This window comes from Sphingomonas naasensis, assembly GCF_004792695.1.
In the GTDB taxonomy this organism is placed as follows: Bacteria; Pseudomonadota; Alphaproteobacteria; order Sphingomonadales; family Sphingomonadaceae; genus Sphingomonas; species Sphingomonas naasensis.
In genome coordinates this window covers 1-19,623 of record NZ_SRXU01000002.1, presented here as the reverse complement: position 1 = coordinate 19,623, position 19,623 = coordinate 1, and the positions used below count along the sequence as shown (strand labels likewise).

At 68.3% G+C, this 19,623-nt stretch carries 20 protein-coding genes; 10 read left to right on the top strand and 10 right to left on the bottom strand.

What is annotated here, in order from left to right; translation table 11 throughout:
* Positions 1-2: 2 nt before the first annotated feature.
* Entirely contained in the window at positions 3-692 is a 690-nt protein-coding gene (locus E5A74_RS05265; protein WP_135983716.1) for a biotin--[acetyl-CoA-carboxylase] ligase, read from the top strand.
* Here E5A74_RS05265 and E5A74_RS05260 read toward each other — a convergent pair.
* Positions 689-1,708, bottom strand: a complete 1,020-nt coding sequence (locus tag E5A74_RS05260; RefSeq protein ID WP_135983234.1) for a DUF7256 domain-containing protein — start codon at positions 1,706-1,708, stop codon at positions 689-691. The genes E5A74_RS05265 and E5A74_RS05260 overlap by 4 nt on opposite strands.
* Positions 1,709-1,791: 83 nt before the next feature.
* Here E5A74_RS05260 and E5A74_RS05255 point away from each other — a divergent pair, with 83 nt between their 5' ends.
* From E5A74_RS05255 to E5A74_RS05245, 3 genes are read left to right on the top strand one after another with little or no spacing between them, the layout of a single operon-like run.
* Positions 1,792-2,565 carry a type III pantothenate kinase gene (locus E5A74_RS05255; RefSeq protein ID WP_135983233.1) on the top strand — a complete coding sequence of 258 codons (774 nt, stop codon included), beginning with the start codon at positions 1,792-1,794 and terminating at the stop codon, positions 2,563-2,565.
* Positions 2,566-2,584: 19 nt separating this feature from the next.
* The gene (locus E5A74_RS05250) at positions 2,585-4,219 is read left to right on the top strand and encodes a ribonuclease J (RefSeq protein WP_135983232.1); all 1,635 of its coding nucleotides are present in this window, start codon (positions 2,585-2,587) and stop codon (positions 4,217-4,219) included.
* A gap of 3 nt (positions 4,220-4,222) precedes the next feature.
* Positions 4,223-4,486 (top strand): DUF1467 family protein, encoded by a 264-nt coding sequence (locus E5A74_RS05245; protein ID WP_135983231.1) that lies wholly within the window; start codon positions 4,223-4,225, stop codon positions 4,484-4,486.
* Between the two features lie 227 nt (positions 4,487-4,713).
* On the opposite strand, the gene E5A74_RS05240 is transcribed toward E5A74_RS05245, so the two are convergent.
* Positions 4,714-7,002, bottom strand: a complete 2,289-nt coding sequence (locus E5A74_RS05240; RefSeq protein ID WP_135983230.1) for a coiled-coil domain-containing protein — start codon at positions 7,000-7,002, stop codon at positions 4,714-4,716.
* A 79-nt stretch (positions 7,003-7,081) separates the two neighbouring features.
* Between E5A74_RS05240 and E5A74_RS05235 the strand changes: the two genes are divergently transcribed.
* Both E5A74_RS05235 and E5A74_RS05230 read left to right on the top strand, forming a co-directional pair.
* A complete protein-coding gene (locus E5A74_RS05235) occupies positions 7,082-7,375 on the top strand; it encodes an Hpt domain-containing protein (RefSeq protein ID WP_135983229.1) in 294 nt (97 codons plus the stop codon).
* A 69-nt stretch (positions 7,376-7,444) separates the two neighbouring features.
* A complete protein-coding gene (locus tag E5A74_RS05230; protein WP_135983228.1) occupies positions 7,445-8,296 on the top strand; it encodes a hypothetical protein in 852 nt (283 codons plus the stop codon).
* Between the two features lie 120 nt (positions 8,297-8,416).
* On the opposite strand, the gene E5A74_RS05225 is transcribed toward E5A74_RS05230, so the two are convergent.
* The 8 genes from E5A74_RS05225 to manD all read right to left on the bottom strand — a co-directional run bounded on the left by E5A74_RS05225 (position 8,417) and on the right by manD (position 16,122).
* A complete protein-coding gene (locus E5A74_RS05225) occupies positions 8,417-9,595 on the bottom strand; it encodes a vWA domain-containing protein (RefSeq protein ID WP_135983227.1) in 1,179 nt (392 codons plus the stop codon).
* 9 nt (positions 9,596-9,604) lie between these two features.
* A complete protein-coding gene (locus tag E5A74_RS05220) occupies positions 9,605-11,002 on the bottom strand; it encodes a hypothetical protein (RefSeq protein WP_135983226.1) in 1,398 nt (465 codons plus the stop codon).
* A gap of 37 nt (positions 11,003-11,039) precedes the next feature.
* Positions 11,040-11,639, bottom strand: a complete 600-nt coding sequence (locus E5A74_RS05215) for a CHAP domain-containing protein (RefSeq protein ID WP_135983225.1) — start codon at positions 11,637-11,639, stop codon at positions 11,040-11,042.
* 62 nt (positions 11,640-11,701) lie between these two features.
* Positions 11,702-12,553, bottom strand: coding sequence for a DUF817 domain-containing protein (locus E5A74_RS05210; protein ID WP_135983224.1), 852 nt, complete (start codon positions 12,551-12,553; stop codon positions 11,702-11,704).
* Positions 12,554-12,555: 2 nt separating this feature from the next.
* Positions 12,556-12,981 carry a GFA family protein gene (locus E5A74_RS05205; RefSeq protein WP_135983223.1) on the bottom strand — a complete coding sequence of 142 codons (426 nt, stop codon included), beginning with the start codon at positions 12,979-12,981 and terminating at the stop codon, positions 12,556-12,558.
* Positions 12,978-13,823 (bottom strand): AAA family ATPase, encoded by an 846-nt coding sequence (locus E5A74_RS05200; RefSeq protein WP_135983222.1) that lies wholly within the window; start codon positions 13,821-13,823, stop codon positions 12,978-12,980. The genes E5A74_RS05205 and E5A74_RS05200 overlap by 4 nt, the downstream gene beginning before the upstream one ends.
* Positions 13,824-13,947: 124 nt before the next feature.
* Entirely contained in the window at positions 13,948-14,562 is a 615-nt protein-coding gene (locus E5A74_RS05195; RefSeq protein WP_240699668.1) for a DUF6975 family protein, read from the bottom strand.
* Between the two features lie 348 nt (positions 14,563-14,910).
* Positions 14,911-16,122, bottom strand: a complete 1,212-nt coding sequence (gene manD, locus E5A74_RS05190) for a D-mannonate dehydratase ManD (RefSeq protein WP_135983220.1) — start codon at positions 16,120-16,122, stop codon at positions 14,911-14,913.
* 86 nt (positions 16,123-16,208) lie between these two features.
* Here manD and E5A74_RS05185 point away from each other — a divergent pair, with 86 nt between their 5' ends.
* The 4 genes from E5A74_RS05185 to E5A74_RS05170 form a co-directional block, all read left to right on the top strand.
* Positions 16,209-16,979, top strand: a complete 771-nt coding sequence (locus E5A74_RS05185) for a FadR/GntR family transcriptional regulator (RefSeq protein ID WP_135983219.1) — start codon at positions 16,209-16,211, stop codon at positions 16,977-16,979.
* Between the two features lie 116 nt (positions 16,980-17,095).
* Positions 17,096-18,193: a sensor histidine kinase gene (locus tag E5A74_RS05180; protein WP_135983218.1), complete on the top strand. Its 1,098-nt coding sequence runs from the start codon at positions 17,096-17,098 to the stop codon at positions 18,191-18,193.
* Complete coding sequence (locus E5A74_RS05175; protein ID WP_240699667.1) at positions 18,190-18,975, top strand: LytR/AlgR family response regulator transcription factor; 786 nt, start codon at positions 18,190-18,192, stop codon at positions 18,973-18,975. The genes E5A74_RS05180 and E5A74_RS05175 overlap by 4 nt, the downstream gene beginning before the upstream one ends.
* A gap of 87 nt (positions 18,976-19,062) precedes the next feature.
* A partial coding sequence (locus tag E5A74_RS05170; protein ID WP_206365779.1) for a Cif family virulence factor occupies positions 19,063-19,623 on the top strand: 561 nt, incomplete at its 3' end.

Genomic DNA, 19,623 nt, shown 5'->3' with positions numbered 1-19,623 from the left:
CGATCCGGACCGTCGCCGAGACGGGCTCGACCAATGCAGATGTGGCTGAACTCGCGCGAAGCGGCGCGAGCGAAGGTCTTTGGCTGCGGGCCGAGCGCCAGACCTCGGGCAAGGGGCGGCAGGGCAGGGCGTGGGATTCGCCCGCCGGCAATCTCTACCTCTCGACGCTCGTCCGCACCCGCCCCGGCGAGCCTTCGCCGGCGACGCTGGCGCTGGTCGCGGCGGTGGCGCTCGAGGAAGCGGTGGCGCTGTTCGGCGTCCAGCCGATGCTCAAATGGCCCAACGACCTGCTGGTCGACGGCGCCAAGCTCTCGGGCATCCTGCTCGAACGCGTCGACGATGCGGTGATCATCGGCTTCGGAGTCAATCTCTCGCACCATCCGGTTGATCTCGATCGCCCCGCCACCAGCATCGCCGCGCATGCGCCAGCGCCGGAGCCGCAGGTCTTCGCCGAGACGCTCGCCGAGATCTTTGCCCGCTGGCTGTCCCGCTGGCGCGACGGCGTCGCCCCGGTGCGCGAGCGCTGGCTCGCCAAGGCGCATCCCGCCGGCACGGCGCTGACCGCGCGGCTGAGCGACGGCAGCGCGATCGACGGGCTGTTCGAGGGGCTGGACAGCCATGGCGCGCTCATCCTGCGCCTCGCCGACAGCACCACCCGGGTCATTCACGCGGGGGACGTCTTCCTGCTCTAGTGCGTGTAGACGACGCCGACGGCCTCCCACACGGCGATCGGATATCCGTCGTCGAACGGTACCGGCCGGGGTTCGCGCCCCTCCAACTGCGCCGGAAAGCCGGGCCCCAGATCGATGCGCGGCGCATTGCGCCCGAAATCCCGCGCGGGATCGAAGGCCAGAGATCGAGCGTAGCAATCCCGCCTGATGCGATCACAGATGCCGGTGATCAGCCGGAGCGTGGCATGGCTATGCGTCGGAACCGCAGCCGGATTGAAACCGAAGCGGGCGACCCAGCGAAGGTCCGCGGCGTAGAGGATGTGCAGCGCCGTCGCGAGCTCGCACGCCGGGTGGCGGCTGATGAAGAACAGCGGCCCGAGGCTGTAGCTCCAGTTGTGGAACCGTGCGGCGCTGTGCCATTGGTCGGGCGTCGCGGCTTTCAGCCACGCGGCATAGGCGGCGTAGATGCCGGCGGGGGTGTTCGACCAGGGCGCTCGCGTCGTCTGGCTGCCCAGCCATACCTCGAGCAGCGCGTCCGGGTCGTCGATCATCGTCCAGCGATCTGCCGCAGGCGGCGCGTCCCAGATTCGTGCGGCATCGCTCCGCTCGCGCACGACCTCTTCCAATCGCCGGTCGAGCGCGCCTCGCACCAGCATGCTGATCGACCGGATTTTGCCTTCGAGTTCCTCCAGCAACAGGCCCCATGGCCTCCCGGCCGGCATCCAGCCATGCAGGAGGTTCGCATTGACCGCTCCAGGCGAATGGAGCTCGGGCAGGGCGCCACGTGCGGCGGCGATCGGCATGCCGATATGCAGGCCTTCGATTGCGATGTCGGGCGGGAAGGAGGCGGTGCAAACCGCTTTGGCGACGTCGCCATTGGCGACGTCGCCATTGGCGGCGAGCCAGAGTTGCTTGTCGTCCCATTCGAAATAATCGCCATTGGGAGACGACCTGCGGGCGCTGCCCAGCAGCGCGGCCAGCCACGGCGGCGCGTCGCCGGGACGGAGCGTGGCAAAGAGCGCGTTCGGCGAGGCCATGCGCCCGATATGCCGCGCAACCCTTCACATCTCCTCAACCGCGCTCTCTCGCCAACGACGCCGTGCCCGACTAGAGAGACCCCATGCTGCTCGCCATCGATGCCGGGAACACCAATGTCGTCTTCGCGCTCGTCGAGGGCGGCGAGATCAGGGCGCGCTGGCGGATCGCCACCGATCCGCGTCGCACCGCCGACGAATATGCGGTGTGGCTGAGCCAGCTGCTCAGCCTCGAAGGCTATGACCGCGCCGCGGTGACCGGGGTGATCATCGGCACCGTGGTGCCGCGGGCGCTGCACAATCTGCAGGTGCTGAGCAGCAAATATTTCAAGACCGAGGCGGTGATCGCCGGGCAGGGCAAGGCCGAGTGGGGCTTCGCGCTCGACGTCGAGGAGCCGGGCAGCCTCGGCGCCGATCGCGCGCTCAACATGATCGCGGCGCATGCCCGGCACGAAGGCGATCTGATCATCATCGACTTCGGCACCGCGACCACCTTCGAGGTGGTCGACTATCAGGGGGCCTATAAGGGCGGGATCATCGCGCCGGGAATCAACCTGTCGCTCGACGCGCTGGTGACCGCGGCGGCCAAGCTGCCGCGGATCGCAATCAGCGCGCCCGAGAGCAACAGCGTGGTCGGGCGCAATACGGTCGACCAGATGCATATCGGCATCTATTGGGGCTATGTCGCGATGATCGAAGGGCTGGTCGCGCGGATCAAGGCCGAGGTCGGCCGCCCGCTCAAGGTGATCGCCACCGGCGGGCTGGCGATCCTGTTCGAGAAGCAGACCGACGTGTTCGACATGGTCGAGCCCGATTTGACGATCCAGGGGTTGGCGATGCTGTGGGAACGCAGCCGTTGACTCGATTCAAGGAATTTCAGTGACTCCAGGTAACGAACTTCTCTTCCTCGCGCTTGGCGGCTCGGGCGAGATCGGCATGAACGTCAATCTCTACGGCACGCAGGGCAAATGGCTGATGGTCGATTGCGGCATCACCTTCGGCGACGCCAATTACCCCGGCGTCGACGTGATCCTGCCCGATCTACAGTTCATCGAGGAGCGGCTCGACGACCTGCTCGGCATCGTGCTCACCCATGGCCATGAGGACCATATCGGGGCGCTGCCCTATCTCGCCGCCGACCTGGGCGTGCCGCTCTATGCCACGCCGTTCACCGCGGGGCTGATCTACGGCAAGCTCGAGGAAGAGGGCATCACCGACAAGGTCGAGCTCAACGTCGTCAAGGAGGACGGCCCGTTCAGCGTCGGCCCGTTCACGATGACCTATACCCCGCTCGCCCACTCGATCCCCGAGGGCAACGCGATCCTGATCGAGACGCCGTACGGCAAGGTCTTCCACACCGGCGACTGGAAGCTCGACGATTCGCCGGCGCTGGGCGGCGCATCGACCGCCGCCGAGCTGACCGCGATCGGCGACGCGGGCGTGCTCGCTCTGGTCTGCGATTCGACCAATGTGTTCAACCCCGAGGCTTCAGGCTCGGAGGCGGATGTCCGCAAGGGGCTCGACGAAGTCGTCGCGGCGATCAAGGGGCGGGTGCTCGTCACCACCTTCGCGTCGAACGCGGCGCGGCTCCAGACGCTGGGCGAGGTCGCCGAGGATACCGGACGCAAGCTCTGCGTCGCCGGACGCTCGCTCGACAGGATCATCCGCGTCGCCAAGGCCACCGGCTATCTGCGCGACTTCCCCGAGACGGTCGACTTCGACACCGCGATGAGCCTGCCGCCCAGCCAGGTGATGATCGTGGCGACCGGCGGGCAGGGCGAGCCACGCGCCGCGCTCAACCGCATCGCCGAGGATACCCATGTCCTCAAGCTCCATGCCGGCGACACCGTGGTGTTCTCGTCGCGGCAGATCCCGGGCAACGAGATCGCGATCGGGCGGATCATGAACACGCTGGCGGGCAAGGGCGTCGACATCATCACCGACCGCCAGGCCTTCGTCCATGTCTCGGGCCACCCCGGCCGCCCCGAGCTCGCCGAGATGTATCGCTGGATCCGGCCCGAGATCATCCTGCCCGTCCATGGCGAGGTCCGCCACATGCACGAGCAGGCGCGCTTCGCGCTGGCGCAGGGGGTTCCGCAGGCGATCAACCAGGTCAATGGCGACATCTGGCGGCTCGCGCCGGGCAAGCCGCAGCAGATCGGCCACGCCCCGGCGGGCCGGCTGGTGCTCGACGGCGACGTGATCCTGCCCGCCGACGGCGCGACGATCACCGAGCGCCGGCGGCTCGCGCTCTATGGCCAGATCTCGGTCGCGGTGGCGATCCACGGCAGCCGGCTGAAGGGCGCGCCGCAGATCCGCGTGCAGGGCGTCCCGGTCGAGGAGGATCGCGACGCGTTTCTCGAGGAAGCTGCCGAAGCCGCCGCCGAAGCGGTCCGCAAGGACGGCCGCAACCTCGAGGCGCTGCGCGAGAGCCTGCGGCTCGCGGTGCGCCGCGTGGCGGTGCGCTTCACCGGCAAGAAGCCCGTGGTCGACGTGCTGATCGTGGAGCTCTGAGCCATGCGCTGGCAGTCGATGCTCGCGATCTACTTCCTGTTCTGGGCCTTTTCGGTGTTCCTCGTGCTGCCCTTCGGGGTGCGCACCGCGCACGAGGCCGGGGTCGAGCTGGTCCCCGGCCAGGCCGAGAGCGCGCCGCACAGCTTCAGCGCGGTCAAGGTGATGATCCGCACGACGATCGTCGCGACCGTGCTGTTCGTGCTGTTCTACCTCAATTACGTGTTCGGCTGGGTGACCACCGACATGCTCGACTGGGCGCACCGGTAGGATTTTTTCGGCCGATTCCCGGGCCGAAATGTAGGATTTCGGACGTCTAGAGTCGCAAGAGTCGCAGTAGAACGACTCTTCCGTTGCGCGGCGGTGAAACTAAATTTCCTACGCGCTGCAGGACAATATCGACGCTGTCAAAGAGCAGCGGGGAGGCTGGCAGGGCTTTTCCTATTTTGGAAGCGCCTGGACTCCCCTCCCTGCAAGCCGGGAGGGACAGGAAGAGCTCAGGTCCGCAGGCGCTCGATGGCCTGGGCGAGCGCGACGTAGAGCTTGCCCATGTCCGACGAGAGCAGGGTCACGCCGAGTGTCGAGCCATCGCGCAGCGACAGGATGTGGCGGAGCATCGCCTCGAAATCGTGGATGTAGCGATTGACCAGATCGCGGAAGCCCGGATCGGAATCGTAGACGCGCGCGATCTCGCGGGTCTCGCCCGAATCGAGCAGCCGCACCGCGCGGCGGGTGAAGACGCCGCGATCCCCCTTCAGATAGGCCGCCCAGGCGCTGTCGGTGACCTCGGCCGAGAAGGCCTTGGCGATGTCGATCGAGGCCGAGTTGAGCGCCTCGATCAGCAAGGTGGTGCGGCGCGCGAAATTGTCGCTGTCGGCACGTTCGCGATCGGCGCGCTCCTCCTCGATCCGCGCCTCGAGCCGCGAGCTGGTATCGGCAAGCGCGAGCATCTGCTGGGTGAGGCGCTCGGACGCGCGCGCGGCGGCGGTGACCGCGGCCTCGGTGGTGTCGACGAGCTGCGCCATCTGGCGGCGGACGGTGCCGTCGACCGCGCGCTTGAGCGCCTCGCCGCTGGCTTCCTCGAGCGCTGCGGAAGCGTCGGGCACGATCGTCGCCATTGCCTCGCGGGCATGCGCGGCGGCGGCGCTGGCGGTCTCGCGGACATTGACCAGCGCGTCGACGAGCTGCGGCGCCGCGGTCTCGGCGAAGCGCCGGGTGGTGTTGATCGTATCGTCGACGATCGCGCCGAGCGAAGCCGCCTGATCGCTGCCGCTGGCGAGCGTCTCGAGCAGCGAGGCCTGAGTCTTGGCGAGCGTGTCGCGCTGCTGCGAGACGACATCGGCGATCGCCTCGATCGCGTCGTGCGTGCTCTCGGCGGCGGTGACCAGCGCGAGCAGCTCGGGCTTGGACGCGGCGACGACCTTGCGGCTCGCATTGATCCGGTCGTCGAGCCGGGCAATCGCCTCGGGCAAGGTCTCGTCGATCTCGCGCGCCGAGGCGTCGAGCGCGGTGAGCAGGTCCTCAGACGTGCCGATCACCTTGCGCGCGAGCTGATCGCCGGTGCGCAGCGCTTCGGACATCGCGTCGGTCGAGCCCTGCAGCGCGCTGATCGACGCGGCCAGCGACTGGGCGCGATCGGTGCCGGCGGCGTGGAGGATCTGGAGCTCGCGGTCGAGCCGATCGACGCCTGCCGACAGATCGGAGAACAGCGCGTCGCCGCGGCCCTGCTCCTCGGCGAGGCGGGCGCCGACACGGCCGATCGCTTCCTCGATCGTCGCCATGCGCGCGCCGAGCGCTTCGGCGCTGTCGCGGCCGGCGCGATCGAGCGCTGCCTGATTGGCGCCGAGCATCGCGAGGATCGCCTCGCCCTGGGTGGCGATGCCCTTGCGCGCCTCGTCGACGGCATTGGCGGCGCGATCGAGCACCGCATCGACGGCGCCCGACATCTGCTCGGTGACCTGCTCGAGCCGGTTGCTCGCGGTCTCGCTGGTCGCTTCCATCCGCGCGATATGCGCGGCGAGGCGCTCGGCGGCGCCGCCGGCGATCTGATCGGCCTCGCGCCCGCGCTCGGCGAGCGCGGTGATCTGGGTGTCGAGCGAGGCGGCGCGTTGGCTGGCGAGCAGCCCGGCGCCGTCGATGCGCTGGGCGAGGCCCTGCATCTCGTCATGCGCCTTGGGCAGCGTGGTGAGGATGATCTCGAAGCGCTTCTCGGCCTGATCCATCGCCTCGCCGAAGGTGCGGATGCCGCCGTCCATGCGCTGCGCCTGACGCTCGACCATGCCGGCGGCGCCCTCGACGCGCTCGGCGGCGCGCTCACCGAGCGTGGTCAGCACAGTGGTGTGCTCGGTCAGCGTCGCGCGATTCTCGGCGACCTTTTGCGAGATCGCCGCGAGCACGCGTTCGAGCGCGGCGGCTTCGGCGCGCATCGCGCGCGCGGTGGCGCCGAAACGGCGCGCCTCGGCGCGGCTCGTGCGCAGCGCGAGCTGGTAGAGGATCCCGACAAGGGCAGGCGGCACGCAGATCGCGGCGATCAGCTGGATCAGCGCGACGGGCTCCATCCCGCGCTGAAGCGTGGGAAGCGCGAGCCAGATCGTGGCGACGAACCAGCCGGCGACCGCGAGCCAGGCGAGCGTGGGCAGGACCCAGGCGGTGCCGTGATGCGCGTCGTCCTCGTCGAGGCCGAGTTCCTCGAGCGGCGCGGGAAGCGCCGCGGTGTCGGAGAGGACGAGGTCTTCGTGGCCGCTCGACGGCTCCGAGACGATGTGCGCGGTGTTTCCCCCAGTCATGGCATAGCTGTACCATGTTTGGACATTTCGCCAAACAGCCCGCAACCAGCCGTTAACCCCGTTCGGCTAGCGCGGAGGCATGGCATATGATCCGGGTGCAATCGATGCGACGCTGGCGGCGGCGGTGGGCGACGAGCCCCAGCTGATCGCCGAGCTGCGCGAGGCGTTTCTCGAGAGCGTGAAGCGTTCGGTGGGCGCGCTCAAATCGGCCGAGACGCCCGACGCCTGGTCCGCCGCGGCGCTGCGGCTCAAAGGACTCGCGGCGAGCTTCGGCGCGGTCCGGCTGATGGCGTTGGCCGGCGAGGCAGTGAACGGCCCGGCGCATGACGGCGCGGTGCTGCGCCGGCTGCATCGGGCGATCGACCGGCTGTAAAGCCCGGTTCTGCTTGCGGAAACCGCCGAGTGTGTTACATGCGTCACTCACCCAAGGGGAGTGACGGTGATGCGTAGCGGGTTGGTGCGTTTCTGGCTGGCGGCGGCGGCTTCGGTGCTGGCGGCGGGGAGCGCAGCGGCGCAGCAGGCGCCCGACGACGAGGTGACCGTCACCGGCCAGCGCGAGATCCCGCCCAAGGTGGCGCAGCGCTATGTCGCCGAGATCAGCGCGGGCGTCGACGGCCAGCTGACGCGCTTCCGGGTGCCGGTGTGCCCCACGGTGATCGGCATCGCCGACGATTATGCCCGCATCATCGCGAAGCGGATCCGCGCGGTGGCGCGCGATGTCGGCGCGCCGCTCGCCGACGCGAATTGCCGCGGCAATCTGGTGGTGATCTTCGCGAAGGACGGCGACGCGCTGATCAAGCAGATGCGCGCCAAGACGCCGCGGATCTTCGAGGGCGTCGACGATGTCGACCTGAAGCGCGCATTCCGCGAGGGGCCGGTACATGCGTGGAATACCACCGAAATCCTCAACGAGGACGGGCAGCGGCCGACGGGGGGGACGATGACGGTGAAGTCGGCGTCGATCCTCTATCTGCCGACGCAGCAGGCGATCAGCGGCTCGATGATCGTGCTCGATCACGAAGCGACGCTCGGCAAGACGCTCAACCAGCTCGGGGACTATGTCGCGATGCGCGCGCTGGCGGGGGCGCTGCCGCCGCGCAAGGGCGTGCCGGCGGACACGATCCTGACGCTGTTCGACGCGACCGACACCCTGCCGCCGCAGCTGAGCGCGGTCGATCGCTCCTATCTGCGCGGGCTGTACCACACCAGCCCGATGATGAAGGGCCGCGTCGCCAAGGGGCGGATCTCGCGGCAGATCCAGAACGACGCGAAGGAACGTGCCGGGGTGAATTGAGCGTTCGACGTTTCGGGCTCCTGCCAGAGCAGGAGCCCAGAGTCGCGCGCACAGTCCTTCATAGCCCGGGGCTCCTGCCTTCGCAGGCGCACGGGCTAGCAATGCGCGCACAACGCACGCCTATCGTTTGCGGCTGAGCTCGCGCATCGCGGCATCGAGGCCGGGCAGGGTGAGCGGGTACATGCGATCCTGCATCAGGCCGCGGATCAGCTGGACCGACTGGGTGTAGCTCCAATGCGCCTCGGGCAGGACATTGAGCCACACCGCGGCGGGATAGGTATCGACCAGCCGCTGCATCCACACCGCGCCCGGCTCCTCGTTGAAATGCTCGACCGAGCCGCCGGGATGGCTGATCTCGTACGCGCTCATCGAGGCATCGCCGACGAAGATCAGCTTATAGTCATGGCCATATTTGTGGAGCACGTCCCAAGTCGGGGTGCGCTCGGTGAAGCGGCGGCGATTGTCCTTCCACACGCCTTCGTACGGGCAGTTGTGGAAATAGAAGAACTCCATGTTCTTGAACTCGGCGGTCGCCGCCGAGAACAGCTCCTCGCAGAGCTTGACGAAGGGATCCATCGAGCCGCCGACGTCGAGGAAGAGGAGCAGTTTGACGGCGTTGTGGCGCTCGGGGCGCATGCGGACGTCGAGCCAGCCCTGGCGCGCGGTACCGTCGATCGTCGCGTCGATATCGAGCTCGTCGGCGGCGCCTTCGCGGGCGAAGCGGCGCAGGCGGCGGAGCGCGACCTTGATGTTGCGGGTGCCGAGCTCTTTCGTGTTGTCGAGATTCTTGAAGGCGCGCTGGTCCCACACCTTGAGCGCGCGGCCGTGCTTGCTCTCGCCGCCGATGCGGACGCCTTCGGGATTATAGCCCGAATTGCCGAAGGGCGAGGTGCCGCCGGTGCCGATCCACTTGCTCCCGCCCTGATGGCGCTCGTGCTGCTCGGCGAGGCGCTGTTTGAGCGTCTCCATGATCTCGTCCCACGAGCCCAATGATTCGATCGCGGCCATCTCTTCGGGGGTGAGGAATTTCTCGGCGATCGCCTTGAGCCAATCTTCGGGAATCTCGGCGGGGGCGACGCCGTAGGTCGTCGCGATGCCTCTGAACACCTTGGCGAAGACCTGGTCGAAGCGATCGAGCAGGCCCTCGTCCTTCACGAAGGTCGCGCGGGCGAGATAATAGAAAGCCTCGGGGGTGCGCGCGATCACGTCGCGGTCGAGCGCCTCGAGCAGGATGAGATGCTCCTTGAGGCTCGCCGGGATGCCCGCGGCGCGCAGCTCGTCGAGGAAGGAGAAGAACATGGCGCCCTTCTAGGGCTGGCGCTCGTACAGCGTCCAGTGGGTGCCCGACATGCCGCGCGCGCGGGCGGCGGCGATCGGGGCATAGGCCGCGCCGCACAAAGCGATGCGCGCGGGGGGCTCCTCGCCGCGGAAGCGATCGGCGAGGAAGAAGCGCGCGGCGGCGCAATCCGCGAGCTGGACGGTGAGCGGATAATGGGCGGAGGCGGCGGCGGCCTCGAAGGTGGCGATGCCGGTCTCGCGATCGAGCAGCAGATGGGTGCCCTGCGGCGCGCGCGCCTGCATCGCGCGGATCGCGGCGCCGGGATCGCCGCGGCGGTTGACCGCGAGATCGACATCGCAGGCGAGGCCGGCGAGGGTGATGCCGGCGAGCGCGGCGGCGGCGAGCCAGCGCTTCCACCCGCCGGCACGCCAGCCGAGCCAGATCAGCTCGGCGATCAGGATCAGCAGCGCGATGCCGACGAGCAGATAGTAGCGCGGGTGCGCGACATTGCCGGCACGGAGCAGCGCGAGGCCGAGCGGGAAGGCGAGGATCGCGAGCCGGTGAAAGGCGATGCGCGAGACCCCGGCCGAGGGCGCGAGCACGACGAGCGCCGGGATCAGCGCGAACCACCAGATGCTGACCACCGGCACGCCGAGCGCGTACTGGACCAGCTCGGAGACGCCGTGGAGCAATTCGAGCGTGTTGTAGGGATCGTAGCGGCCGAACTTGAACCCGGTGCGCAGATAGGCGGCGCCGAGGATGATCACCACGACCAGCGCGAGCGCGACCGCCGAGGGCAGGAACAGCCGGAAGCTGCCCGTCAGCGCCGGCTTCAGGCCGTCGCGCTTCCACAGCGCGAAGAACACCCAGCCGGCGAGCGCGCAAAAGGCGAAGAACATGGTGAGCTGGGCGAAGGCGCCGAGGAAGAAGGTGATCGCCAGCGCGAGCGCGGGGCTGCGCTCGGCCTCGCCGGCGAGCCAGCGGTCGGTGAGCAGGATCGCGACGAGCAGCGCCAGCGTCATCGGGGCATAGCCGCGCGCCTCCGAGCCAAAGGTCACCAGCGCCGGCGAGATCGCGAAGAGCAATGCGGTGATCAGTCCGAGCGCGGCGCCGCGGCGCGCGCCGATCGCCCAGGCCAGGGGGATCGCAGCGGTGCCGGTGACGATCGACAGCGCGCGGGCGAGCATCGGCGGCGCGTCGAACCCGACGGCGAGCAGCCACAGCGAATTCAGGTGATGGTTGTTGTCGTGATTGATGTTGAGGAACACGCCGAGCGGGGTGCCGGCATCGTGCGCCTGCTTCGCCGACCATGCCTCGTCGAGCCACAGCGCGCCCTGCGCCCCGGCGATGCGCAGCGCCAGCCCGAGCGCGACGATCGCGCCGAGCAGCCACCATATCCGCCTGTCGACGCCCCGCTCCCCCCGCATGGCGACACTATTGCTTCAGTGCCGGGCGCCGCACAAGTCAGCGGACATAGGCATCGATCAGCGAGCCGACATAATCGGGCTGGCGGCTGGTCAGCTCGGCGGCGGGGCGGGCGGGGCGCACCGCCTTGCCGGCGGCGGGATCGGGCGTGCCGTAGATGAAGCCGTGCGCGGGATAGATCGAGCTGCCGAGCCCGTTGGTGTCGCGGTACCAGACCTTGACGAGGCTCCAGTCACCGCGTTGCGAGACGTCGAACAGAGTGACGTCCTGCTCGGCATGGCCGCGCACACCGTTCTGACGCGACCAATTGGCGTGGGTGATCATCAGCACGCGCTTGTCGACGATGCGGCTGACCACCGCGACATGGCCGAGCCGCAGCCGATCACTCTTCGCGAAGGCGAGGACGGCGCCGACGCGCGGCTTCGATCCGCGCTGGTAGCGGCCATCGGCCTGATCCCACCACGTCCACGCATCGCCATAGATCTGGATCCCCGACGCCGCGCGGGCGAACGGAACGCATTGGCCGACATATTCGAGAAGCGACCCGGCCGCCTGGGCCTGACCCTGGGTCTGGGCCTGCGCGGGAACGGCCGCGAGCGCGGCGGCAACGAGCGCAGTCAAAAACGCGAGGAAACGCATACACGGGCACCGATACAGGATACCCCCCCACGCCCTGGTATCCGGCACTGGTTAAAAAAACGTTAACCCTGTTTGCGGCGGCCGTGCACGGCTTCGACGAGCACGAACGAGATGATCATCAGCAGATACCAGGCGCCGAGCTTGGCGGGGGACACCATCTCCCAGCCATCCTCCTGCCCCGGATACATCCACGCCTTGGAGAAGGTGCCGATATTCTCGGCGAACCAGATGAACAGCGCGACGAGGAACCAGCCGAGCAGCAGCGGCATCCGGCGCTCCGCGCGCCACACGGTGAAGCAGACCCGCGTGCGCCAGAACAGCAGACCGGTCGCGGCGAACAGCCCGAGCCGGATATCGGGCAGCCAATGGTGCGCGAAGAAATTGACATAGATCGCCGCAGCCAGCGCCCAGGTCGTCCAGCGCGGCGGATAGCCCGGGAAGCGGAAGGCGAAGATCCGCCAGACGCGGGCGATATAGCTGCCCACCGCGGCGTACATGAAGCCCGAGAACAGCGGCACCGCGCCGATGCGGAGCAGGCTCGGCTCGGGATAGAGCCACGAGCCGTGCGCGGTCTTGAACAGCTCCATCACCGTGCCGACGACGTGGAAGGCGAAGATGACCTTGGCCTCTTCGATATTCTCGAGCCGGAAGGCGAGCATGCCGATCTGGATCGCCACCGCACCGAGGACGAGGAAGTCGTAGCGCGCGAGCGCCGCGTCGGCCGGATAGAGATAATGGGTGCCGAGCAGCAGCACGAGGAGCAGCGCGCCGAACAGGCAGGCCCAGCCCTGTTTGAAGCCGAACAGCAGGAACTCATAGGTCCAGGCGCGCCAGCCCGGCCGCGGCGAGAACGCCTCGAGCTGCGCGCGGACGCGGGCGAAGCGGGTGGCGCCGCGGAACGCCGGCTTGTGCAAGCTCAGGCCTTGGTAACCGGCGGCGGCGGCTGCCGCGGGAAGCGTTCGAGCGCGGGGTCGATCACCGCCCAGGCGGGCGCGTCCTCGGTCCAGATCGCGACTTCGGGAGCGAGGTCGTGCGGCGCGTCGAGAAAGCCGAGGCGGATCGTGCGGAACTGCGGGCGCGCCGAGGATTGCGCCATCACTTGGGTGCCGCATTTGCCGCAGAAGCTCTGGGTGAGGGTGTTGCCGCTCGCCGCAATGTAGGTCGTGTTGGCGAGCGCGCCCTGCAACGCGACCGCGTCGGTGGCGAAGATCGCATTGGTGGTCGGCGAACCCGCGGCGACCTGCTGGCACTGGCGGCACCAGCATTGGCGCACCGTCGCCGCCTCGCCGATGATCGTCGCGGTGACCGCGCCGCAGGCGCAGCGTCCGGTGTAGCGGCTCATTTGCCCTGCCTCCGGCTCATGAAGGCAAGGCGTTCGAACAACATCACGTCCTGCTCGTTCTTGAGCAGCGCACCGTGGAGCGGCGGGATCGCCTTGCTCGGGTCCTTCGACTGGAGCACGTCGAGCGGCATCTCCTCGTGGAGGAGCAGCTTGAGCCAGTCGAGCAGCTCGCTGGTCGACGGCTTCTTCTTGAGCCCGGGGACCTCGCGAATGTCGTAGAAGATGTCCATCGCCTTCGAGACGAGGATCTTCTGGATCCCCGGGAAATGGACGTCGACGATCGCCTGCATCGTCTCGCGATCGGGGAATTTGATATAGTGGAAGAAGCAGCGGCGCAGGAACGCGTCGGGCAGCTCCTTCTCGTTGTTCGAGGTGATCACCACGATCGGCCGCTCGGCGGCGCGGATCGTCTCCTTCGTCTCGTAAACATGGAATTCCATACGATCGAGCTCCTGGAGGAGATCGTTGGGGAACTCGATATCGGCCTTGTCGATCTCGTCGATCAGCAGCACCGGGACCTGCGGGGCAGTGAACGCCTCCCACAATTTGCCCTTGCGGATATAGTTGGCGATGTCGTGGACGCGTTCGTCGCCGAGCTGGCCGTCGCGCAGCCGCGCCACCGCGTCATATTCGTACAGGCCTTGCTGCGCCTTGGTGGTCGACTTGACGTTCCACTCGATCAGCGGGGCGCCGACAGCCTTGGCGATCTCACAGGCGAGGACGGTCTTGCCGGTGCCGGGCTCGCCCTTGACGAGCAGCGGGCGGCGGAGCGTGACGGCCGCGTTGACGGCGACCTTGAGGTCCTCCGTCGCGACATAGCTTTGGGTGCCTTCGAAGCGCATGGCGCGGGGATAGAAGGAGGAGGAGGGGAGAGGCAAGGCCCCTCGCGCGAGGGCGGAGGTCCTTGCGCTCACTTCCGTCATCCCCGCTTTCGCGGGGATGACGCACAGCAGTAAATGCTTGGCTTTACACCCGTTCGCGGGCGCCGGCGCGGGCTTCGAGCAGATCCCAGAGGCCGCGATGCTGGGCGAAGACCTGCTGCGCGCCGAACAGCATCGCACGCTCCATCGCGGGCTCGCGGGCGAGCGCGTCGACGACGCTGACCGTCTCCTCGGCGAGCGGGAGGGTCGAGGCGGGGACGGCGAGGCCGAGCCGGATGGCGACGGCGTCGAGCACTTCGCGGATCGTTGCCCAATCGATCGCCAGCGCGAGCGCGGCGCCCGCGGCGCAGCCGGCGCGATCGGACTGGGCGAGCATGTCGAGCGCATGGCGCTGGGCCTGCGCGGCGGCTTCCGATTCGGCGTGGCCGGGGGTGCTGGGCAGCGGCCCGGCAGCAGCGACGATGCGCACGAGATGCGCGCGCTCGGTCGAAAAGGCATTGGCGGCGGCTTCGAGCCAGTCGCGCTCGAGCGAGACGCGGGCATGATCGAGCGCATAGTCGATCACGCCGGGATGGCGGCCATGGAGCACGCAGATGAAGTGCGCCGCGTCGGCGAGATCGCGCAGCGGCTCGAGACTGTCGGCAAGGCGCGCGAGCCAGGGATGGTTCGCACTGCCGTCGGAGGCGACGAGCGATCCCATCGCTCCCCAGGTGCCACCAAGACGGGCGATCTGTGCGGTATCAAACGGCATTATGCCCCCAAACCCTGTGAAGGCCGATCCGCGTCGGCTGCGGCCTTCATGCAACTCAGGGTTATACCGAAGCACGTAAATACGTGGTTTATGGGAAATTTACTGTTGAAAACCGCGGCGGAGCCGTCTTCGCGCGGGACGGTGCAGGCCGAGCGTTCGTCAACGCGCGTCGTCATCCCGGACTTGTTCCGGGATCCACCGTGCCGCCGGGGCGAATGGCTCGACCCACCTGTCTTTCCCTATCGGCGCTGTGGACCCCGGCACAAGGCCGGGGTGACGGTTGAGGTGAAGGCTAGTTCACCAGTTCCACATCGTCCCGTCTTCGAGCCGGTTCACCGGCAGATAGGCGCGCTTATATTCGTATTTGGCCGCCAGCGCCTCGTCGATGTCGACGCCGAGGCCGGGCTTGTCGCCGGGATGCATCAGCCCGTTCGACAGCGAATAGGCGTGCGGGAAGACTGCGTCGGTCTCGGCGGTGTGGCGCATATATTCCTGGATGCCGAAATTGGGCACCGACAGCCCGAAGTTGAGCGCCGCGGCCATGCTCACCGGCGACAGGTCGGTCGCGCCGTGGCAGCCGGTGCGGACCTGATAAAGATCGGCGAGCCCCGCGATCCGGCGCAGATGGGTGATCCCGCCGGCATGAACCACGGTCGCGCGGATATAGTCGATCAATTGCTCCTCGATCAGCTGCTTGGCGTCCCAGATCGAATTGAAGATCTCGCCGACCGCGAGCGGAGTGGTAGTGTGCTGGCGGATCAGGCGGAAGGCGGCCTGGTTCTCCGCGGGCGTCGCATCCTCGAGCCAGAACAGCCGATAGGGCTCGAGATCCTTGCCGAGCCGCCCCGCCTCGATCGGGGTGAGGCGGTGATGGACGTCGTGGAGCAGATGGATGTCCCAGCCGAGCGCGTCGCGGCCCTTTTCGAACAGCTCGGGGACGTGGCGCATATATTTGGAAGTCGACCACAGGGTCTCGTCGGGGAGCGAGCCCTTGGCGGGCTCGTAATAGAAGCGCTCGCCCGACACGCCATAGGTGGCGGCGAGGCCGGGCACGCCCGACTGGAGGCGCACCGCCTTGTAGCCTTGCTCGAGATATTCGTGCGCGCGCTCGATCGTCTCGGCGATATCGCTACCATTGGCATGGCCATAGACCATGCAGCCTTCGCGCGCCGCGCCGCCGAGCAGCTGATAGACCGGCAGCCCGGCGATCTTGCCCTTGATGTCCCACAAGGCCATGTCGACCGCGGCGATCGCCGACATCGTCACCGGCCCGCGGCGCCAATAGGCGCCCTTGTAGAGATATTGCCAGATGTCCTCGATGCCGTGCGCATCGCGGCCGATCAGGCAGGGAATGACATGATCCTCGAGATAGCTCGCCACCGCCAGCTCGCGGCCGTTCAGCGTCGCGTCGCCGATCCCGTAGACGCCCGCATCGGTCTCGATCTTGAGCGTGACGAAGTTGCGGCCGGGGCAGGTGACGATCACGCGGGCGGAAATGATACGAGACAAGAGCGCGGATTCCTATCAAAGTGGTAAGGCCAATATCTGCTTTTGGCGGGTATCCTGTCAACCTGCGGTGTTGTAATGAGGCGGCTATGAAGATCACGGGCAACAAGCTCTATCAACGCGTGGCGGCGTCGATCACCGCGGCAATCGAGGCGGGGCGCTGGTCTCCGGGGACCCGCCTGCCGGGCGAGCGCGACCTCGCCGAGGAATATAAGGTCAGCCGGCCGACGATCCGCGAGGCGATGATCGCGCTCGAGATGAAGGGCTGGATCGAGGCGCGGCACGGCTCGGGGCTCTACGTCACCAAGCGCGAGCACGGCAGCGGGCAGCGCGAGGATTCGCTCAATTTCGACGTCGGCGCGTTCGACCTGACCGAGGCGCGCATCCTGTTCGAAGGCGAGGCGGTGGCGCTCGCCGCGGTATCGATCAGCGACGAGCAGCTCGCCGAGATCGACCAATTGCTGATCGAGATGGGCGCCGACGATTCGAACGAGCCTTCGGTGATGGACGCCGACCGGCGCTTCCACCTCGCCATCGCCGACGCGACCGGGAACGAGGCGGTGCGCAGCGTGATCGAGTATCTGTGGGATCTGCGCACCCGATCGCCGCTCGCCGCGAACATGTTCGCGCGGGCGAAGCGCGGCGGGATCACCCCGCGCGTCGAGGAGCATCGCCCGATCGTCGCGGCGCTCAGGGCGCGCGATCCGCATGCGGCGCGCAGCGCGATGCGCAAGCATCTGCGCGGCGTGGTCGACGATCTGCTCGAGGCGACCGAGCTCGAGGCGCTCGAGCGGACCCGCAGCGAGATCGACGCGCGGCGCGACAGCGTGGCGCGGCGGCTCAAGATCGGCTCGGTCTGAACCGCGCGCGGAAATGGCCTGACCAATCGACCGGCATCACGGTCGCAGCGACCAAAGTCGACCAGCGTGCGACGAAGACGGTCGGCGCGCATCGGCGCGCATGCTAGGGTGACCGCGTGCGCAGCATCGTCCCCGAACAATTCCGGCGCCGCGAATTCCTGATCGCGGCCCTGCTCACCGTCTTGCTCTGGGCGGTGGCGCTGCTGCTGTGGTGCGCGCGCGATCTCGTCTCGGGAACCGTGTTTCCGTGGCCGTACAAGAGGCTGCTCATCGAGACCTTCGTGCTCGGCATGGTGTTCTCGGCGGTGCTGGCAGCGGCGATCGGGCTCTGCCGCCGCCTGCCGCGCCAGGCGATGGTCGCGGTGGCGGCGGTGGCGGCGATCGGCATCGCGCTGCTCCACGGCTTCATCGACGCGCAATCGATCGCCGCGATCAATGTCGAGCTGCGCCTGCCGCCGACACCGCTGATCGAAATCTTCTATCGCGGGCTGATGCCGTTCGTGCTGATCTATGGGCTCTACGCCACCGCGCTGGGGCTGATGCTGAGCGAGATGACGGTGCGCGAGAGCGAGCGGCGGCTGGTCGAGGCGCGTCACGCCACCCAGCAGGCCCAGCTCGCGGCGCTGCGCTTCCAGCTCAATCCGCATTTCCTGTTCAACACGCTCAACGCGATCTCGTCGCTGATCGTCACGCGCCGCAACGAGGAGGCGGAGCGGATGACGATGAAGCTCTCCGAGTTCCTGCGGCTCTCGCTCGAGGCCGACCCCGATGCCGAGGTGATGCTCGATGAGGAGCTCGGCAACACCCAATCCTATCTCGAGATCGAGGCGGTGCGCTTTGGCGACCGGCTGAAGACCGAGTTCGAATGCCCCGCCGAGCTGCTCGGCGCGTGGGTGCCGAGCTTCCTGCTCCAGCCGCTGGTCGAGAATTCGGTCAAATATGCAGTCGCGCCGTCGCGCAAGCCGGTGCTGCTGTCGGTGCGCGCGAGCGCCGCGCAGGGCACGTTGCGCCTCGTCGTCGAGGACAGCGGGCGCCAGGGCGTCGGGCTGGCCCCCGCGACGGGGACCGGATTGGGGCTGGACAATGTGCGCAAGCGTCTCGCCGCCTTCTACGGCGCGCAGGCGAGCGTCGAGGCGCAGGCGAAAGGGCGCGGCTTCGCGGTGCAGCTGGCACTGCCGTTGCGCTATGCACGAATGCAACAGGCGGCGGAATGATGCGAGTATTGCTGGTAGACGACGAACCGCTCGCGATCGAGCGGATGCAGGTGGCGCTGGCGACGATCCCCGATATCGAGGTGATCGGCACGGCGAGCGACGGGATCGAGGCGGGCGAGAAGATCGTCGCGCTGCGGCCCGACCTCGTGTTCCTCGACGTCCAGATGCCGGGGCTCTCGGGGATCGAGCTGGCGCAGTCGCTCGCGCAGACGCCCGAGCGGCCCGAGATCGTGTTCATCACCGCGTTCAATCGCTTCGCGATCGAGGCGTTCGAGGTCGAGGCGGTCGACTATCTGCTCAAGCCGGTGAGCTTCGACCGGCTGCGCATCGCAGTCGAGCGCGTCCGGCGGCGGCGCGAGCTGCTCGACGCCGACGGCCGCGCCGCCGAGCTCGACGCGGTGGTCGCCGCGCTGCGCGGGGACGAGGAAGGCGAGCCGGAGCCCGGCCAGGCCTTCGACAACGGCATCTGGGTGCCGTGCCGGCAGGGATCGGTGCGCGTGCCGGTCGAGACGATAGACCGGATCGAGGCGGCGCGCGACTATGTGCTGCTCAACACGCCGATCAAGAGCTACATATTGCGCGCCAAGATGACCGAGCTCGAGCGCCGGCTCGACCCCAAGGTGATGGTGCGCATCCACCGCTCGCACATGGTCCGGCTCGGCGCGGTGACCGGGATCGAGCGGCCGGGCAAGGGCAGCCTGCGGCTGGTGCTGAGCGACGGCGCCAATCTGCAGGTCGGGCCCAATTATCAGGACCAGGTCGTCCGCGCGCTGCGGCTCTAGCTTCGTCGCTTCGTTGCTTGGTCGCAGCGTCCGCCTCACCGGTCGCAGCGCGATTGGGCCGGTGGCGGGTCGGCCCCCAATAGGCGGATGACCCACGCTTTTTCCGCCCGCCGCCGGATCGTCCGGACTCTCTGGCTCGCACCGTTGATCGGGCTCGCGCTTCCGGCCGCCGCCGGGCAGGCCGGCCCCGCCGACGACCCGCTGGCCAGCCTCGTCGCCGCCGAGCGCGGCTTTGCCGCCGATGTCGCGCGGCTGGGGCTCAGCCCCGGCTTTCGCGCCCACGTCGCCCCCGAGGGGATATTGCTGCGCCCCGATCCGCGCCCGGCGCTGGCGCAGCTCGCCAGCGAGACCGACGAGCCGGGCATCCGGCTCGAATGGGAGCCCGCGGTCGCCGCCGTGGCGCGCTCGAACGACCTCGGCTTCACCACCGGCCCCTATCGGATGACGCGCGGGGAGGAGGCGCATCATGGCCGCTTCCTGACGATCTGGCTGCGCGGCGCGGACGGCAAATGGCGCTGGTTCCTCGACCATGGCGTGCCGACGCCCGCGGCGACGCCGGCCGCGCCGCCCGCGGTCGCGGTGGTGCGGCTCGAGACGGGGGCGGCGGCGAGCCGCCCGGCCGGGGGCGAGGCCGAACTCGTCGCGGCC

Bases quoted from the DNA above. Each gene is read 5' to 3' on its own strand.
- E5A74_RS05255 (WP_135983233.1), top strand. From the start codon at position 1,792: ATGCTGCTCGCCATCGATGCCGGGAACACCAATGTCGTCTTCGCGCTC.
- E5A74_RS05260 (WP_135983234.1), bottom strand. From the start codon at position 1,708: ATGGCCTCGCCGAACGCGCTCTTTGCCACGCTCCGTCCCGGCGACGCG.
- E5A74_RS05245 (WP_135983231.1), top strand. From the start codon at position 4,223: ATGCGCTGGCAGTCGATGCTCGCGATCTACTTCCTGTTCTGGGCCTTT.
- E5A74_RS05205 (WP_135983223.1), bottom strand. From the start codon at position 12,981: ATGAGCCGCTACACCGGACGCTGCGCCTGCGGCGCGGTCACCGCGACG.
- E5A74_RS05200 (WP_135983222.1), bottom strand. From the start codon at position 13,823: ATGCGCTTCGAAGGCACCCAAAGCTATGTCGCGACGGAGGACCTCAAG.
- E5A74_RS05215 (WP_135983225.1), bottom strand. From the start codon at position 11,639: ATGCGTTTCCTCGCGTTTTTGACTGCGCTCGTTGCCGCCGCGCTCGCG.
- E5A74_RS05230 (WP_135983228.1), top strand. From the start codon at position 7,445: ATGCGTAGCGGGTTGGTGCGTTTCTGGCTGGCGGCGGCGGCTTCGGTG.
- E5A74_RS05235 (WP_135983229.1), top strand. From the start codon at position 7,082: ATGGCATATGATCCGGGTGCAATCGATGCGACGCTGGCGGCGGCGGTG.
- E5A74_RS05225 (WP_135983227.1), bottom strand. From the start codon at position 9,595: ATGTTCTTCTCCTTCCTCGACGAGCTGCGCGCCGCGGGCATCCCGGCG.
- E5A74_RS05185 (WP_135983219.1), top strand. From the start codon at position 16,209: ATGAAGATCACGGGCAACAAGCTCTATCAACGCGTGGCGGCGTCGATC.
- E5A74_RS05175 (WP_240699667.1), top strand. From the start codon at position 18,190: ATGATGCGAGTATTGCTGGTAGACGACGAACCGCTCGCGATCGAGCGG.
- E5A74_RS05195 (WP_240699668.1), bottom strand. From the start codon at position 14,562: ATGGGATCGCTCGTCGCCTCCGACGGCAGTGCGAACCATCCCTGGCTC.
- E5A74_RS05240 (WP_135983230.1), bottom strand. From the start codon at position 7,002: ATGACTGGGGGAAACACCGCGCACATCGTCTCGGAGCCGTCGAGCGGC.
- E5A74_RS05220 (WP_135983226.1), bottom strand. From the start codon at position 11,002: ATGCGGGGGGAGCGGGGCGTCGACAGGCGGATATGGTGGCTGCTCGGC.